At 72.0% G+C, this 14064-nt stretch carries 10 protein-coding genes and 1 pseudogene; 6 read left to right on the top strand and 5 right to left on the bottom strand.

The genetic code is table 11. The annotated features are described in order from the left end of the window. Positions 1 to 12 precede the first annotated feature (12 nt). From KBX46_RS21860 to mraZ, 4 genes and pseudogenes are all read right to left on the bottom strand, one after another. Positions 13 to 2220, bottom strand: a complete 2208-nt coding sequence (locus tag KBX46_RS21860) for a penicillin-binding protein 2 (RefSeq protein ID WP_210793875.1) — start codon at positions 2218 to 2220, stop codon at positions 13 to 15. 3 nt (positions 2221 to 2223) lie between these two features. Next, positions 2224 to 2829, bottom strand: a complete 606-nt coding sequence (locus KBX46_RS21855; RefSeq protein WP_141910533.1) for a hypothetical protein — start codon at positions 2827 to 2829, stop codon at positions 2224 to 2226. Further along, positions 2819 to 3928, bottom strand: a pseudogene (gene rsmH, locus KBX46_RS21850) (16S rRNA (cytosine(1402)-N(4))-methyltransferase RsmH). The gene KBX46_RS21855 and the pseudogene rsmH overlap by 11 nt, the downstream one beginning before the upstream one ends. Positions 3929 to 4133: 205 nt before the next feature. After that, positions 4134 to 4565 (bottom strand): division/cell wall cluster transcriptional repressor MraZ, encoded by a 432-nt coding sequence (gene mraZ / locus KBX46_RS21845; protein ID WP_088949385.1) that lies wholly within the window; start codon positions 4563 to 4565, stop codon positions 4134 to 4136. Between the two features lie 355 nt (positions 4566 to 4920). Between mraZ and KBX46_RS21840 the strand changes: the two genes are divergently transcribed. The 4 genes from KBX46_RS21840 to KBX46_RS21825 are packed head-to-tail and all read left to right on the top strand — an operon-like array spanning position 4921 to position 8345. After that, positions 4921 to 6168, top strand: coding sequence for a MurT ligase domain-containing protein (locus KBX46_RS21840; RefSeq protein ID WP_088949386.1), 1248 nt, complete (start codon positions 4921 to 4923; stop codon positions 6166 to 6168). Further along, a complete protein-coding gene (locus KBX46_RS21835) occupies positions 6158 to 6877 on the top strand; it encodes a type 1 glutamine amidotransferase (protein ID WP_088949387.1) in 720 nt (239 codons plus the stop codon). The genes KBX46_RS21840 and KBX46_RS21835 overlap by 11 nt, the downstream gene beginning before the upstream one ends. Then, positions 6874 to 7557, top strand: a complete 684-nt coding sequence (locus KBX46_RS21830; protein WP_088949388.1) for a TVP38/TMEM64 family protein — start codon at positions 6874 to 6876, stop codon at positions 7555 to 7557. Before KBX46_RS21835 ends, KBX46_RS21830 begins: the two co-directional genes overlap by 4 nt. A 2-nt stretch (positions 7558 to 7559) precedes the next feature. Then, positions 7560 to 8345 carry an aminoglycoside phosphotransferase family protein gene (locus tag KBX46_RS21825; RefSeq protein WP_210793874.1) on the top strand — a complete coding sequence of 262 codons (786 nt, stop codon included), beginning with the start codon at positions 7560 to 7562 and terminating at the stop codon, positions 8343 to 8345. 109 nt (positions 8346 to 8454) lie between these two features. Here KBX46_RS21825 and leuS read toward each other — a convergent pair whose 3' ends face one another. After that, the gene (gene leuS / locus KBX46_RS21820; protein WP_210793873.1) at positions 8455 to 11295 is read right to left on the bottom strand and encodes a leucine--tRNA ligase; all 2841 of its coding nucleotides are present in this window, start codon (positions 11293 to 11295) and stop codon (positions 8455 to 8457) included. A gap of 404 nt (positions 11296 to 11699) precedes the next feature. Here leuS and KBX46_RS21815 point away from each other — a divergent pair, with 404 nt between their 5' ends. After that, positions 11700 to 12758, top strand: a complete 1059-nt coding sequence (locus tag KBX46_RS21815; protein ID WP_088949391.1) for a MoxR family ATPase — start codon at positions 11700 to 11702, stop codon at positions 12756 to 12758. 1 nt (position 12759) lies between these two features. Next, on the top strand, positions 12760 to 14058 hold the full coding sequence (locus KBX46_RS21810; protein WP_088949392.1) for a DUF58 domain-containing protein: 1299 nt from the start codon (positions 12760 to 12762) through the stop codon (positions 14056 to 14058). The last annotated feature ends 6 nt before the right edge of the window (positions 14059 to 14064 follow it).

The raw sequence follows: 14064 nt of genomic DNA, 5'->3' as shown, positions 1-14064 counted from the left end.
CGCCATTGCTGCTCAGCGCGGATAGACCACGAACTTGGGTGCGGAACCACCGGTTGACGGTGGTACACGGTAGTGACGCAGCGTGAACTGCATCATGTCGCGGAACGCCGGGCCGGCGATCGCCGCGCCCCCACCACCGGGCGCGTACGCGAAGACCGCGATCACGTACCGGGGGTTCTCGGCGGGGGCCATGCCGATGAACGAGGACACCTCGCCAGGCTGCTTCTTGCCGTCCACCAGTCGCCACCCGGTGCCGGTCTTGCCGGCGACCCGGTAACCGGGGACGGCGGCGGCCAGGCCGGTGGCGCGGTCGACGGTGGTGACCGCCTCCAGCATGGTGCGCAGGGCCGCCGCGTTCTGCGGGCTGAGCACCGACCGGGTCACCGGTGCCGGCGCGGGGGTGCGCTTGCCGTCCGGGCCGATCACCTCCTTGACCAGGTGCGGCTGCACGTACGTGCCGTTGTTGGCGATGGCGGCGTACGCGGCGGCCATCTGCAACGGCGTGGCGTCGACGCTGTGCCCGATCGGCACCGACCCCTCCGACGAGTCGCTCCACTCGTCGGCCGGCAGCAGACGTCCGCTGGCCTCCCCCGGCATTCCCTCGCCGGTGGGCTTACCCAGCCCGAACCGCTTCTGGTAGTCGATCAACCGGTCCTTGCCGAGCTGGTCGGCGATCGTGATGGTGCCGACGTTCGACGAGTAGGCGAGCATCCCCGGCACGCTCATCTTCTTGCCGTCGGCGGGATGGGTGTCGGAGAACCAGGTGTCGCCCTTCTTGATGCTGTTCGCGATGGGCAGCGCCGTGTCCGGCGTGATCACACCCTCCTGCAACGCCGCGCCGAAGGTGATCGCCTTGTGGATCGAGCCGGGGTCGACGACGAAGCTGGTCGCCGCGTCCTCCCGGGCGACCGGGTCGCTCGGGAACGGCTTCGCCGCGCTGTAGGTGGGATTGCTGGCCTGGGCCAGCACCGCGCCGGAGGGGATCTCGATGATCACGGCCACGCCGGTGCCGCCGCGCTGCTGGGCCATGCCCGCGCTGAGGATCTGCTGCGTGCGGAACTGCAGGTCACGGTCGATGGTGAGGGTCAGTGAGCTGCCCGGCTTGGCGGGAGTGGTCTGGCTGTAGCCGCCCGGGATCGGCGCCGCGAGGTCACCGAGGCCGGCCTCGTACACGCGCTTGCCGTCCTGCCCGGCGAGCACGTCGTCGTAGCGGGCCTCCAACCCTTCCAGGCCGGCCATGTCCTGACTGGTGAAGCCGATCAGGTTGGCCGCCAGGTCACCGCCGGGCACGTCACGGCTCTCGTCGCGGTGCACACCGATGCCGGGAAGCTCCAGCGCCTGCACCCGCTTGGCGGTCGGGATCTCCACACCCCGGGCCAGGTAGGCGAACGTGGACAACTTGCCGTTCTCCAGCCTGCGGGGCTTCATCAGCTCGACCAGCTTCGACGCCGGGATGCCGAGCAGCGGGGAGAGCGCCTTCGCGGTGGCGGGCGGGTCCTTCACCTCGGTCGGGTCGGCGAAGACATAGCGGGCCTCGACACTGCGGGCCAGGGGCGCGCCGGTGCTGTCGTAGATCGCGCCCCGCGGCGCCGGCAGCTCGACAGTGCGCAGGCGGTCGGCGATGCCGCCCCCGGCGTACGCCGGAGCGTCGACCGCCTGAAGGAAGATCAGCCGGATCCCGATGACGGCGAACAGCGTCAGGGCGAGCACGGTGCCCAGCCGCAGGCGCAGTCGCGACTCGGCCAGCTTCGGCGGGCGCGGTGGCTTGCGGGACGGTCGGCGGGCCGCCGGTCGGTCGGTGCGCCGCGGCGCGCGTGGCGTGGTCCGGCGCCGTGGCGGCGGCTCGTCGACGCCCGGGGCACGCGGGGTGCGCGGCGAGACGGTGCGCACGACGCCGCCGCGCCCAGCGGCCGGAGCGTCGCGCCGGCCGGACCGGGCGGCGGCCCGGCCGCCGTCGAGCACCTGCAGCGCCGGCCGGAAAGGGTCGCCGGACCGGGTGCTGCGCGGCGTACGCCTCTGCTCGGCGCCCTGACCGCGCACCGGCGTGCCGCGCTCCTCGCGCACGGTTCGACCCCTCGGGGTGTACGCGCGAGCCCCGGAGATGCCCCCGATGCCTGATTCGCCTGTGCGGGACTCCCCGTCGACGGGACCGGCGTCACGCGAAGAACCGCGCCGGGCCCCCGTGGGGTCCCGGCGCGGCTCGTCCGACCTTGGTGGCACTGGTCAGCCTCCCGCACCCTGGCTGGTCACCGACGGCTTGCCGGTCGCCGGCTGCGGCACGCCGATGGTCTTGCCGTCCGGCAGCCGGATGTAACCCGGCTCGCCGGCGTCCACCAGACCCAGCCGCCGCGCCTCGGCGGTCAGGTTGCCCGGCGCCTCGGCCTCGGCGATCTGCTTGTCCAGTTGCTGCTTCTCCAGGTCCAGTCGAGCCTGCTGCTGCTGCAACCGCTCCAACCGGAACGCGTTCTCATTGATCTTGGTGTTGACCGCCAGGATGCCCAGCACCCCGCCGACCACCAGCAGCACGATCAGCGCCGCGAACGGCGCGCGCGGCACCGACACCGGCGGTGGCGGCGCCACCCGCAGCCGAGGCGGGCGGGCGACGGTGGCGCTGGCGGCCTTCTCGACCGGTCGCAGCGCGGCGGTGCCCTGAGTCGGGAACTCGCGCGCCCCCCGGGCGCGAGTCTCCCCCTGCCGATTCGTTCGATCGATGCGTGGCGTACCGTTTCCGAGGCGCGGAGCCCGCTCCGCCGCGGTCCGGCCCCCCGACCGCGGTGCGCGCTGCTCGCCGCCGGTGACGTCCCGGCGGCCGCGCTTGTCAATGTTCATGTCCCTCCCCCTCAACGTCCGTCCCTCTGCCGTCCCGGTGCCCCTGACCCCCCACGGATCAGGCGGACCCCGTGCCCGGTTGGTGCATTCCCTTCACCCGTCGGCGAGACCGTTCGCGGTCGGTCCGCCCAAGCTCTGTCGCGTTCGGGTCGAGTCGCTCCGCCGCCCGCAGCCGCACCGAGGCGGCGCGCGGGTTGGCGGCGACCTCCGCCTCCCCGGGCAGTTCGGCGCCCCGGCTGAGCAGCCGGAACGTCGGACCGGACCCGGGAAGTTCGACCGGGAGGTCGACCGGGCCCGTGTTGCGGACCCGGTCCGCGAGCGCCGCCTTGGTGAGCCTGTCCTCCAGCGAGTGGTAGGACAGGACCACCATGCGACCGCCCACGGTCAGTGCGTCGAGCGCGGATGGCAACGCTGTCTCCAGCGCTGCCAGCTCTTTGTTTACCTCGATCCGTAAAGCCTGAAACGTTCTCTTTGCCGGGTGTCCGCCCGTTCGTCGGGCCGGCGCCGGGATGGAGTCCCGGACCAGCTCCGCCAGCAGCGCGGACGAGGTGATCCGGGCGCGTTCCCGCTCCCGGATGATCGCCGAGGCGATCCGGCCGGCGAACTTCTCCTCGCCGTAGACCCGCAGCACCCGGGCCAGGTCCGGATGCCCGTAGGTGTTGACCACCTCCTCGGCGGTCACCCCCCGGGTCTGGTCCATCCGCATGTCCAGTGGCGCGTCCTGGGCGTACGCGAACCCGCGGTCGGGCGCGTCCAACTGCAACGACGAGACACCCAGGTCGAACAGGATCCCGTCGATGCCCGGATAGCCCAGCCGGTCGAGCACGTCCGGAAGCTCGTCGTAGACGGCGTGCTCCAGGTGCACCCGATCGGCGAACCGGGCCAGTCGGACCCGCGCGTGGGCGAGCGCCTCGGTGTCCCGGTCGAGCCCGATCAGGACCGTCTCCGGGTGCGCCTCCAGCACCGCCTCCGCGTGCCCGGCCAGGCCGAGCGTCGCGTCGACGTAGATCGTCCGGCCGCCTCGACCCAGCGCGGGGGCCAGCAGCTCGAGACACCGCTCGAGCAGCACCGGCACGTGCGTGCCGCGCAACTCCCCCATGATGACCCCCACTGGTTGAAACGTCCGTTCTCTTCGTGCGCCTGTCGTCGGACGGCGCTGCCGTCGTACCGCCAGATCCCCATCCGCTCCCGCCGGACACCGGACCGTCGCCCGATGACTGGATCGTGCGCCTGGCACCGGGGAAGGGGTGCCAGGAACTCGAAAGCGGCTGGAGATCTCGCAGTACGTCGGGCGCCGTTCCGCCCTACAGACCGCCTGGCAGCACCCCCTCCTCGATGTCGGCGAAGTCGTCTTCGCTCTCGGCGAGGTAGGTCTCCCAGGCGACCTTGTCCCAGATCTCCACCCGCGTGCTCGCGCCGATGACCACCAACTCGCGGTCGAGCGCGGCATACTCCCGCAGATGAGCTGGAATGGTCACCCGACCCTGCTTGTCGGGAACCTCGTCGTGCGCGCTCGCGAAGAAGACCCGGCTGTAGGCCCGGGCCGCCTTGTGCGTCATCGGCTGCGCGCGCAACTGCTCCGCGATCCGCTGGAACTCAGGAGTCGGGAAGACGTAGAGGCAACGATCCTGCCCTTTGGTGACCACGACACCCCCCGCCAGCTCATCCCGGAACTTGGCCGGAAGGATCAACCGGCCCTTTTCGTCCAGGCGCGGAGTGTGGGTGCCGAGGAACATCGGCCCAACCCCCTCGCCCTTGAGCGGCGTTCGCGGCGCCGCTGACCCCCCGGGCCGGTGAGCCCTCCCGGCCTCACCATTGGTCCCCACTCTACTCCACTTCCCTCCACCCGCAACCAGATTCGCCCGCGTGGCGCGCCCGATCCCCGCCTAAAACAGCACGTCACAAGGGGTGGAGCGGAGTGGAGGGCTGAGACCGCCCTCCGGCGTGGTCCGCTTTCCGACATAGATCGACTCCGTCCGGCGGAGGTCCACCCGGCCGCCCGCGCAGCCACCACGGCCGAACGGTTCACCGTCGGCGGCGATCTGGCGGGGCGGGCGGTCCGGTAACCTCGCTCGCGTGACCGACGCGAAAATGCCCCTACGGGCCAAGGTGGCCAGCTCCGTGTCACGGACCGCCGCAGCGCTCTCCCGGGCGGCCGGCCGCGGCGACGGTTCGGTGATCGGCGGTTGGATCGGCCTGAAGATCGACCCGGACCTGCTGGCCCACCTGTCGGCCGGGCGTGCGATCGCGCTCGTCTCCGGCACCAACGGCAAGACCACCACCACCCGGCTGACCTCGGCCGCGGTCGGCGTGCTCGGCCGGGTCGCCACCAACTCGTTCGGCGCCAACATGCCCAGTGGGCACACCTCGGCGCTGGCCAAGGCCGGCAGCACCCCGTACGCGGTGCTGGAGGTGGACGAGCACTACCTCGCCCAGGTGCTGGAGGCGACCGAGCCGCACGTGGTCGCGCTGCTCAACCTCTCCCGCGACCAGCTCGACCGCGCCAAGGAGGTCGCCATGATGGCGCAGCTCTGGCGCGCGGCCCTGGTCCGGCACACCAACGTGCGGGTCGTGGCCAACGCCGACGACCCGCTGGTGGTGTGGGCCGCCACCCCGCCGGGCGACCCCGCCCGGGGCATCAACCCGCCGCACGTGACCTGGTTCAGTGCCGGCCAGCGCTGGCACGACGACTCCTGGGTCTGCCCGGAGTGCGGCTCCACCATCCAGCGCTCCGGTGACCAGTGGTGGTGCACCGGCTGCCCGCTGCGCCGACCGGAGCCGAACTGGGTCGTCGAGGACGAGGGGGTGCTCGACCCCACCGGGGCCTGGCACAAGGTCTCGCTCCAGCTACCCGGCAAGGTCAATCTCGGCAACGCCGCGACCGCGCTGGCCGTGGCCGCCGAGTTCGGCGTCCGTCCGGTCGACGCGGTGTCCCGCCTCGGCATCGTCACCTCGGTGGCCGGCCGTTACGCGCAGGTCGACAAGGACGGGCGCAACATCCGGCTGCTGCTGGCCAAGAACCCGGCCAGTTGGCTGGAGGCCTTCGACATGGCCGACGACGCACCGACCCTGCTCTCCATCAACGCGCGCGACCCCGACGGTCTGGACACCTCCTGGCTCTACGACGTCGACTTCGCCCCGCTCCGTGGCCGGCAGGTGTTGATCACCGGCGACCGGGCATACGACCTGGCAGTCCGTCTGGACGTCAACGACGTGCCGTTCCAGCACGTCCGCACGTTCGACGACGCGATCCGGTCGGTCCCGCCCGGGCGGCTGGAGGTCATCGCGAACTACACCGCGTTCCAGGACATCCGAGCGGAGTTGGACCGTGTCATCTGAGAGCCTGCGCATCGTCTGGATCTACCCCGACCTGCTGTCCACCTACGGCGACCGGGGCAACGCCCTGATCCTCGCCCGCCGGGCCCGCCAACGCGGCATGCCCGTCGAGGTGTTGGAGGTCCGTTCCGACCAGCAGCTGCCCGCGACCGCCGACATCTACCTGGTCGGCGGCGGCGAGGACGGCCCACAGGCGCTGGGCGCGCAGCGCCTGCTCGCCGACGGCGGTCTGCACCGGGCGGTCGCCCAGGGTTCGGTGGTGTTCGGTGTCTGCGCCGGCTACCAGCTGCTCGGCACCTCGTTCTTCGCCAAGGGCGTGCAGTGCCGCGGCCTGGAGCTGCTCGACCTCCAGTCCGACCGGGGCCCGAGCCGGGCCGTGGGCGAGCTGGCCGGTGAGATCGACCCCCGGCTGGGCCTGCCACCGCTGACCGGTTTCGAGAACCACGGCGGCCGCACCCACCTCGGCCCGGAGGTCTCCCCGCTGGCCCGGGTCACCGCCGGGGTGGGCAACGATGGTGCCACCGAGGGCGCGTGGCGCGGCAAGCTGCTGGGCACCTATTCGCACGGCCCGGCGCTGGCCCGCAACCCCGCCCTGGCCGACCTGCTGCTGCGCTGGGCCACCGGCGCACACCAGCTTCCTCCGCTGGACGACACCTGGCCCGACCGGCTCCGCAACGAGCGCCGCTCCGCGGTGGCCGCCGCCCGGCAATGATCCGAGCCGTCCGTCGGCTGCTCCGGCAACCGTCGGCCGCCCGGTTCGCCCTGCTCGTGCTGCTGATCGGCGGGTGCGGGCTGCTGCTGCTCCTGGTGCCCCGTCCGGATCCGGAGCAGTTGCCGCTGCTCGCCGACCGGCTGGGCGACCTCGCCCCGGTGGCGGCGATCCTCGGCGGCGCTCTGCTGCTGGTCGCGCTGGTCCCCCGTACCTTCATCACGCTCGCCGCGGGCGCGATCTTCGGCCCCCTGGAGGGCGCCGCGTACGCCCTGGGCGCCGCGTTGGTGGCCGCGGCGATCGGGTTCACTGTCGGCCGGCTGCTCGGCCGGGAGTTCGTAGCCGAACGGGTCCGTGGTCGCCTGGCCCGCCTCGATGGCTGGTTCGCCCGGCAGAGCGTGTTCGGTGTGGTCACCGTGCGGCTGCTGCCCATCGCCGGCTTCGGGCTGGTCAGCTACGGCTACGGCACGACCGGCGCGCGGGTGCTGCCGTTTTTGGCCGGCAGCGTGATCGCCTCCGCGCCGACCGCCGTCGGCTACGCGGCGATCGGCTCCGCGGTCAGCTCCCCCGGCCACATCAACTGGTATGCCGCCGCGCCGGCCAGCCTCGGCCTGATCGCCAGCGTGGTGCTCATCCACCAGTGGTGGCGTGCCGAGCGCCGCCGCCGTCGCATGCCGGTCTGACCGTGGCCGAGCCGACCGCCGGCCCGGCCGGGGAGCCACTGTCCGGTGGGTTCGTCGCCGACGTGGTCCGGATCGGGGAGACGGTACGACGTACCCCGCCCGCCAACCTGGACTTCGTCGGCGCGCTGCTGCGCCATCTGGCCGGGGTGGGCGCGGACCTCGCGCCGCGCCACCTGGGCGTCGACGCCCACGGTCGGCAGATGCTCAGCTACGTCGCGGGTCGAGTGCCGTGGCGGGACCGGGAGGATCCGGCGTTCTTCGCCGACGCGGCGCTGGTGCGGCTGGCCGAGCTGATCCGGCGGCTGCACGACGCGTGTGCGGGCACCGGGCTGGCGGGCGACGCCGAGACGGTGTGCCACCGCGACCTGTCGCCGAAGAACACTGTGTACCGGGACTCCCCCGCCGGACCACTGCCGGTGGCCTTCCTCGACTGGGACCTGGCCGGCCCGGGCCGGCGGATCGAGGACGTCGCGTTCGCCGGATGGCACTGGGCCGCGTTGGGCGAGGGCGCCGACCCGTTCGAGCTGGGTCGGCGCTGCCGGCTCCTCTGCGACGCCTACGACGCGGCGCCGACCGCGACCGCACCGGCCACGCTGGCACGGGCCGAGCTGGTGGGCGTGATGCTCGACCAGATCGAGACCACCTGGCGGGGCATCGACGCCGGCGCCGACCGCGACGAGCCGGGCATGCGCCGGCTGCGCGACCAGGGCACGGTCGAAGGAATACGAAGCTGGCAGAACTGGCTGAGCTCCCACAGCGGAATCGTGGCGGCCGCGCTGAAGGCCTGACCACCCGTGCCCGGGTCGATCATGGAGTTGTGGTGGGGGATCAAACCCCTGCCACGGGGCGAACCAGGCACCACAACTCCATGATCGACGCCGGTGAGGGCCTGCGGCGTCAGGCGACGACCGAGACCATCCGGCCCTTCACCACGATGACCTTGCGCGGTTCCTTACCGGCCAGCGCTGCGGCCACCGCCTCCAGGGCAGCCGCGCGGACGGCCTCCTCGGCGGTGTCGGCGGGGACCTCGATGCGGCCACGGACCTTGCCGTTGACCTGCACCGGATAGGTCACCGTGTCCGCCACCAGCAGCGCCGGGTCGGCGGTCGGGAAGTCCGCGTACGTCAGTGAGGTGTCGTGGCCCAGCTTGCGCCACAGCTCCTCCGCCAGGTGCGGGGCGAACGGCGCCACCATCAGCACCAGCGGCTCGGCCACCTCGCGGGGCGTCGCCGACAGCCCGGTCAGCCCGTTGGTCAACTGGATCAGCTTGGCGATCGCGGTGTTGAACCGGATGCCGTCCATGTCGCCACGGACCCCGTCGATCACCGTGTGCAGCAACCGGCGGGTCGCCCCGTCGGCCGGGTCCTCGGTGACCCGCAGCGCCCCGGTCTGCTCGTCGACGACGGCCCGCCAGACCCGCTGCAGGAACCGGTACGAGCCGACCACCGCCCTGGTCTCCCAGGGGCGGGACACCTCCAGCGGGCCCATCGACATCTCGTACACCCGGAAGGTGTCCGCGCCGTACGCGGCGCACATGTCGTCGGGGGTCACCACGTTCTTCAGCGACTTGCCCATCTTGCCGTACTCGCGGTTGACCGTCAGGTCACCCAGGTAGTAGGCGCCGTCACGCTCCATGACCTCCTCGGCCTGCACGTAACTGCCGCGCGAGTCGGTGTACGCGTACGCCTGGATCATGCCCTGGTTGAACAGCTTGCGGAACGGCTCGAACGACGACACGTGACCCAGGTCGTACAGCACCTTGTGCCAGAACCGCGCGTACAGCAGGTGCAGCACGGCGTGCTCGGCGCCGCCGACGTACAGGTCGGTGCCTCCGCAGTCGCCGTCGCCGCGCGGGCCCATCCAGTACTGCTCGTTCTCCCCGTCGACGAACCGGTCGCTGTTGGTCGGGTCCAGGTAGCGCAGCTCGTACCAGCAGGAGCCGGCCCACTGCGGCATCACGTTGGTCTCGCGGGTGTAGCGCTGCGGCCCGTCACCCAGATCCAGCTCGACCTCGACCCAGTCGCGCCGCCGCGACAGCGGCGTCTCCGGGTTGCTGTCGGCGTCGTCGGGGGCGAACGTCTTCGGCGAGAAGTCGTCCACCTCCGGCAGCTCCACCGGCAGCATCTCCTCCGGCAGGGCGATGGCCGCGCCGGTGGAGTCGTAGACGATCGGGAACGGCTCGCCCCAGTAACGCTGGCGGGAGAACAGCCAGTCGCGCAGCCGGTAGGTCACCGCGCCGGTGCCGTGCCCGTTCGCCTCCAGCCAGGAGATGATCGCCGCCTTGGCGTCGGCGACCCCCAGGCCGTTCAGGTCCAGGCCGCGCTCGGGCGCGGCGCTGTTGATCGCCGGGCCGTCCCCGGTGTACGCCTTGCCGTCGAAGCCATCCGCCGGCTGCACGGTGCGCACGATGGGCAGCTCGAAGACCTCGGCGAACGCCCAGTCCCGCTCGTCCTGAGCCGGCACCGCCATGATCGCGCCGGTGCCGTAGCCGGCCAGCACGTAGTCGGCGATGAAGATCGGGATCTGCCCGCCGGTGACCGGGTTGGTGGCGTACGCGCCGATGAAGACGCCGGTCTTCTCCTTGGTGTCGGACTGCCGCTCGACGTCGGTCTTGGCCGCTGCCGTCTTGCGGTACGCCTCGACGGCCACCCGGGGGCTGGCGTGCCCGCCGGTCCAGGCGTCCCTCGTCCCGTCCGGCCAGGCGGCCGGCACCAGCGCGTCGACCAGCTCGTGCTCGGGCGCCAGCACCATGTAGGTGGCACCGAAGACGGTGTCCGGTCGGGTCGTGAACACCCGCACCGGCGCCTGCCCGGTGGGGAAGTCGATGTGCGCACCGGTGGAACGGCCGATCCAGTTGCGCTGCATCAGCTTGATCGGCTCGGGCCAGTCCAGGGTGTCCAGGTCGTCGATCAGGCGGTCGCCGTACGCGGTGATCCGCATCATCCACTGCTTCAGGTTGCGCTTGAAGACCGGGAAGTTGCCCCGCTCCGAGCGGCCGTCGGCGGTGACCTCCTCGTTGGCCAGCACGGTGCCCAGCCCCGGGCACCAGTTCACCGGGGCCTGCGAGACGTACGCCAGGCGGTGGTCGTCGACGACCTGGCGGCGCTCGGCGACGCTCAGCTCGGCCCACGCCCGGCCGTCCGGGGTGGACCGGTTGCCACCCTCGAACTCCGCGATCAGCTCCGCGATCGGGCGGGCCCGGCCGGCGTCACTGTCGTACCAGGAGTTGAAGATCTGCAGGAAGATCCACTGGGTCCAGCGGTAGAAGTCGGTGTCGATGGTGGCCACCGAGCGACGCTCGTCGTGCGCCAGCCCCAGCCGGCGCAGCTGCGCCTTGTACCGCTCGATGTTCGCGACCGTCGTGGTCCTCGGGTGGGTGCCGGTCTGCACCGCGTACTGCTCGGCGGGCAGGCCGAACGCGTCGAAGCCCATCGCGTGCAGCACGTTGCGGCCGGCCATCCGCTGGTAGCGGGCGTAGCAGTCGGTGCCGATGTAGCCCAGCGGGTGGCCGACGTGCAGGCCGGCGCCGGACGGGTACGGGAACATGTCCAGCACGTACAGCTTCTCCGCGCCGGCGCGGGGGTGGGTCGGGTCGGCCAGCGGGCCGGTCGGGTTCGGTGCGTGGAAGGTGCCCTCGCGCGCCCAGATGTCCTGCCAACGAATCTCGATCTCGTCGGCCAGGGCCGCGTTGTACCGGAACGGGGGAATGTCGCCCGCCGGTGCGGCTGCCTCACTCATCGTCTCTCCTCGCTTCGCTTCGCTTCGTCTCGGCACCACCGGGCCGGGCCGGCGGCGGGCACAAAAAAGCCCCTCGCGCAGGAGGGGCCGCCGTGCTGTCGCTGCGTTCAGCGCATCAGCACGGCCCGGTAAGAAGCAGGAAGACTCCGGCCATGTCCGGCAGTGTACCCCGCGCGCCGTTGCCCATGCCGGCCCCCGGGGTGAGGTCGGATCCGGTCCCCCGACATGGCGAATATCGGTGCGTAACCGACGGACTACCTGCGGGGGTCGGCGATAACGACAAACATGGTTAGCCTGAGAGACCAGTGAGATTCCTGCGGCAGACGAGGCTCGACGTCGCGAACCCAACGGCGGGTCCAGGTGCTCTATACAGAGCTGCCGTCATGGCGACGAGGAGGAGGCCCGTGACACAACAGACCTGGGACGAGGTGGGCGGCCTATTGCCGCACGACGAGTTCCGCGCCGCCAGCGAGGCCATCGTGGCCAACATCGAGCAGGTCATCGAGGGTAAGACCGCCACCGTGCGGCTCGCCCTGGCCGTCCTGCTCGCCGAGGGTCACCTCCTGATCGAAGACGTGCCGGGTGTCGGCAAGACCAAGCTGGCCAAGGCCCTGGCGCGGTCCATCGACTGCACGGTGCGACGGATCCAGTTCACCCCCGACCTGCTGCCCAGCGACGTCACCGGCGTCAGCGTCTACAACCAGGAGACCCACGACTTCGAGTTCCGTCCCGGTGCCGTGTTCGCCAACCTGGTGGTCGGCGACGAGATCAACCGGGCCTCGCCGAAGACCCAGTCGGCGTTGCTGGAGTGCATGGAGGAACGGCAGGTCACCGTCGACGGTGTCACCTACCAGCTCCAGACCCCCTTCATGGTCATCGCCACCCAGAACCCGATCGAGATGGAGGGGACCTACCCGCTGCCCGAGGCGCAGCGCGACCGGTTCACCGCCCGTATCGCGATGGGCTACCCGGACTCCAACGCCGAGCTGGCCATGCTCGACGGGCACGGGGCCACCGACCCGCTGAACGAGCTGCGCTCGGTCTCCGACGCGGCCATCGTCCGACAGCTCATCGCCACCGTCCGGCAGGTGCACGTCGCGGACGCGGTCAAGCAGTACGCGATCGACCTTGTCACCGCCACCCGCGAGGCACCTGACCTGCGGCTCGGCGCCTCCCCCCGGGCGACCCTGCAACTGCTGCGCACCGCCCGGGCGGTCGCCGCCCTGGAGGGTCGCGACTACGTGCTCCCCGACGACCTGCAGGCCCTGGCGGTGCCGGTGCTCGCGCACCGGATCATCCCGACGGCCGACGCGCAGCTCGCCCGACGCACCACCGACGCGATCGTCTCCGAGCTGGTGCACCGCCTGCCGTTGCCACACGACAGGCAGCGCAACCCGTACGACACCCGCCCCGGCACCGGCACCGGCAACGGCCGCGCGCCCTACGAGCCGCGGAGGCCATGACGTGCGTGCCGGGCTACGCGGGCTGACCACCCGCGGGCGCTCCTTCCTCGCCGCCGCCATCGCGGCGGCGATCTCGGCCGCCATCCTGGGCGAGAAGGACCTGCTCCGGGTGGCTGTGCTGTTGGCCATCCTGCCGTTGCTGGCCGCGGCCTACGTCGGGCGCAGCCGCTACAAGCTGGCCTGCAACCGTTCACTGGACCCGCACCGGGTTCCGGTCGGCGCCAACTCCCGGGTGGTGCTGCGCCTGCAGAACCTCTCCCGGCTGCCGACCGGCACCCTGCTCCTGGAGGACCGGCTGCCCTACGCGCTGGGCAGCCGGCCCCGGGTGGTGTTGGAGCGGCTCGGCGCGCACCAGGCCACCTCCGTGGCGTACACCGTCCGTGCCGACGTTCGGGGTCGCTACGACGTGGGCCCGCTGGTGGTCCGGATGACCGACCCGTTCGGTCTCTGCGAGCTCACCAGGTCCTTCCCCAGCACCGACCACCTGACGGTCATCCCGCAGGTCACCGCACTGCCGTCGGTCCGGCTCCCCGGGGAGTACGCGGGCAGCGGCGACAGCCGGGCCCGCTCGGTGGCGGTGCACGGCGAGGACGACGCGGCGACCCGGGAATACCGGCGTGGCGACGACCTGCGCCGGGTGCACTGGAAGTCCACGGCACGCACCGGCGAGCTGATGGTGCGTCGCGAGGAGCAGCCGTGGGAGAGCCGGGCCACTGTCGTCCTGGACACCCGCGCGTACGGCCACCGCGGCGAGGGGCCGACGGCCAGTTTCGAGTGGTCCGTCTCCGCCGCCGCGAGCATCGCCGTCCACCTGCGCCAGGCCGGCTACAAGTTGCGCCTGGTCACCGGCTCGGGGGCGGATGTCGACGCCTCGGAGGCCGGCGGTGACGGGGCGCTGCTCGATCACCTCGCGGAGGTCCGACTGGATCAGCGCGCGGAGCTGACCGACCTCGTGCAACGGGTCCGCCAACGCGCCGACGGTGGTCTGATCATCGGGCTGTTCGGCACGGTGAGCGTGGCCGAGGCCGAGCTACTGGCCGGCCTGCGGGGCAACGGCGCCACCTGCGTCGGCTTCCTGCTGAACAGCTCCACCTGGCTCAGCCTGCCGGAGAAGGCCCGTGCCGAGGCGGAACGCGCGCACGCCGCCGCCGTCCTCGCCATGCTGCAGAGCGGTTGGCGGGTGGTCGGTGTCGACCACGGCGGCCGACTGCCCGCGCTGTGGCCGCAGGCCGGCCGGGGCTCCCAGGGCTTCGCGCTTCGCGCCGCACTGGCCGAGACGGTGGCCGGCGGCGTGCGATGAACGGAA

It is taken from the genome of Micromonospora sp. C81, from assembly GCF_018070425.1.
In the GTDB taxonomy this organism is placed as follows: domain Bacteria; phylum Actinomycetota; class Actinomycetes; order Mycobacteriales; family Micromonosporaceae; genus Micromonospora; species Micromonospora zamorensis.
Note: the sequence above shows the minus strand (reverse complement) of the source record. Positions and strands in the feature narration are given on the sequence as shown.